The 2,541-nt window shown below is 39.1% G+C and carries 3 protein-coding genes; all 3 read left to right on the plus strand.

Annotated elements, in window-relative coordinates:
* Nucleotide 1 precedes the first annotated feature (1 nt).
* Nucleotides 2-1,186, plus strand: coding sequence for a TIGR04063 family PEP-CTERM/XrtA system glycosyltransferase (locus CDZ78_RS16360; RefSeq protein WP_087870951.1), 1,185 nt, complete (start codon nt 2-4; stop codon nt 1,184-1,186).
* A 200-nt stretch (nt 1,187-1,386) separates the two neighbouring features.
* Nucleotides 1,387-1,557 carry a hypothetical protein gene (locus CDZ78_RS22245; protein ID WP_167374360.1) on the plus strand — a complete coding sequence of 57 codons (171 nt, stop codon included), beginning with the start codon at nt 1,387-1,389 and terminating at the stop codon, nt 1,555-1,557.
* A 217-nt stretch (nt 1,558-1,774) separates the two neighbouring features.
* A complete protein-coding gene (locus CDZ78_RS16365) occupies nt 1,775-2,533 on the plus strand; it encodes an IS1 family transposase (protein ID WP_087870952.1) in 759 nt (252 codons plus the stop codon).
* The last annotated feature ends 8 nt before the right edge of the window (nt 2,534-2,541 follow it).

The raw sequence follows: 2,541 nt of genomic DNA on the forward strand, positions 1-2,541 counted from the left end.
TCTGGACCACTCGATTCCATTACATAGTGGCTACACTTTTCGAACTCGGGCAATTCTGGAGCAACAAAAAACATTAGGCTGGAAAACCTACCATGTTACCTCAGCAAAACACTCCGTTGCCGAGCAAGCTATAGAAGATATCGACGGCTTGCATTTTTATCGCTCTCCAGCATTGCATTCTGTATTGGGCAGGCTTCCTATTGTCAATCAATGGATGATTATAAAGAGTCTGACAGCGCGTCTGGATGAAATTATCCCTGAAATAAAGCCAGATATTTTACATGCACACTCGCCTGTACTTAATGGCCTGGCAGCTATTAAAGTGGGTAAAAAATACAATATCCCGGTAGTTTATGAATGTCGTGCTTTCTGGGAAGATGCTGCTGTGGATCATGGTACGACTTCCGAAGGTAGTCTACGTTATCGGCTTACTAAAGCACTCGAAAGCTATGTTTTTAAGCAGGTCCAAGCCGTCACTTGTATTTGTCAGGGATTGAAACAAGATATTATTAAACGCGGTATCGCTGAAAATAAAATCACGGTCATTCCCAATGCGGTTAATATCGAGAAATTTAGCTTTGGGCAGTCTGCTGATGCTGAGCTAAAACAGAAACTAGGCTTGCAAGATAAAACTGTACTGGGTTTTATTGGTTCTTTTTATGCCTATGAAGGCATACCTTTATTATTAGAGGCACTACCTGCTGTTATAAATCAACAGCCAAATATACGTTTATTATTAGTCGGTGGTGGGCCGCAAGAGAATGCAATTAAAGATAAAGTCAAACAATTACAACTTGAACCTTATGTGATCTTTACTGGACGTGTAGCACATGATCAAGTGCAAGAATATTACAATCAAGTGGATATTTTTGTTTACCCGCGTTTGGCAATGCGTTTAACTGAACTGGTCACACCTTTAAAACCCCTGGAAGCAATGGCTCAAGGGCGTTTGGTCATTGCCTCTGATGTCGGTGGGCATAAGGAACTGATTAAAGATAGACACAATGGTGTTTTATTTAAGGCCAATGATTCATATTCTTTAGCTAGATGCATACTTGATTTGTTAGATAATACTCAGCAATGTCAGAAAATGCGCCAGGCTGGTAGAGAGTATGTCGAGCAGGAAAGAAATTGGCAGAAAAGTGTCGCTAATTATCAAAAAGTATATTTGCCGCTATTGAAATAAAAAGAAATATTCTATATATAGAATATATAGGATGTGCTGACGATAGGAAGCGCATCATTTATGCTATATAAACAACCCAGAGAGAGTAACGACGCTCGCCTCAAACTCTGTTTGGGAAAGATGGGCTAAGCTCTGCAGGCCATCCATTTAACAATGGGTGGTTTTTTTGTGAGTTATCCTATATTTAAGACTTTTACATTATGAATTCACCTAAACTGCTTGTATACAGTTCTTTATTTCCTAGCAAGGAGCGTCCTAATGCGGGTGTTTTTATCAGGGAAAGAATGTTTCGAGTAGGCGAAAAGATCCCTATTATTGTTGTTGTTTCCCCAGTCCCCTGGTTTCCATTACAAGGCTTTATTCGTTATTAGCGCCCGCACTTTAGGCCTCAACCTGATAAATATGAATGTCAGCAGGGGGTGGACGTCTATTTCCCCCGTTTTACTCCGGTCTTCTATGCGGTTATGCAACGGTTTAGTGAGCGTTTTAGCAAATCCGAAGTTGGTTAGGCTTGATGGTAGTGGGTTAAATCTGTTATTTCACTTAAATAATTAGGAGAAGTAAAAGGTTTACATCATAATTCCTCGAATGAAATGTTATCAAGAAGTAAGTTGCCACAATTGTCGCTGTAGCACTATCATGAAATCAGGAAAGAATGCTCAAAATATACAGCGGTATCGCTGCAAAAATAGTGCCTGCCCAACTCAAACATTTATGCTGGACTATCGCTATAATGCATGTGTGCCTGGAGTCCAAGAAAAAGTCGTCGAAATGGCTATTAATAGCAGTGGTATTAGAGACACCGCACGGGTTCTGAAAATCAATAAAAATACAGTCATCAGCATCCTGAAAAGCAAAGAAGATAGCCTTGTACAGGTAAATCCTATTTTTCTATCTCAAAAATCAGAAACACCTTTAGACGTTCGGCTGGAGCTTGTTTGCGAAGAAGTTGAGATTGATGAACAATGGTCATTTGTAGGTAAAAAGTCGAATCAGCGATGGTTATGGCATGCTGTTGATCATGCGACTAATACAGTCATTGCTTATGTATTTGGCAAGCGTAAAGATGATGTTTTCAAAGAGCTAAAAGCCTTACTGACTCCTTTTGAAATAAGCAGATATTATACAGATGACTGGGGGGCTTATGAGCGAAACTTAGATGTAAATGAACATGAAATAGGCAAACAAAACACTCAAAAAATTGAACGAAAAAACCTAAATTTTAGAACATGGGTTAAACGCTTAACGCGTCGAACAATCTGTTTTTCCAAAATAGAACAAATGCATGATATTGTCATTGGACTATTAATTAATAAAGTCGAATTTGGACGAGATATTCATGCCTAATAACAGAT

The sequence above is a fragment of the Bathymodiolus platifrons methanotrophic gill symbiont genome, from assembly GCF_002189065.1.
Taxonomy (GTDB): Bacteria; Pseudomonadota; Gammaproteobacteria; order Methylococcales; family Methylomonadaceae; genus Methyloprofundus.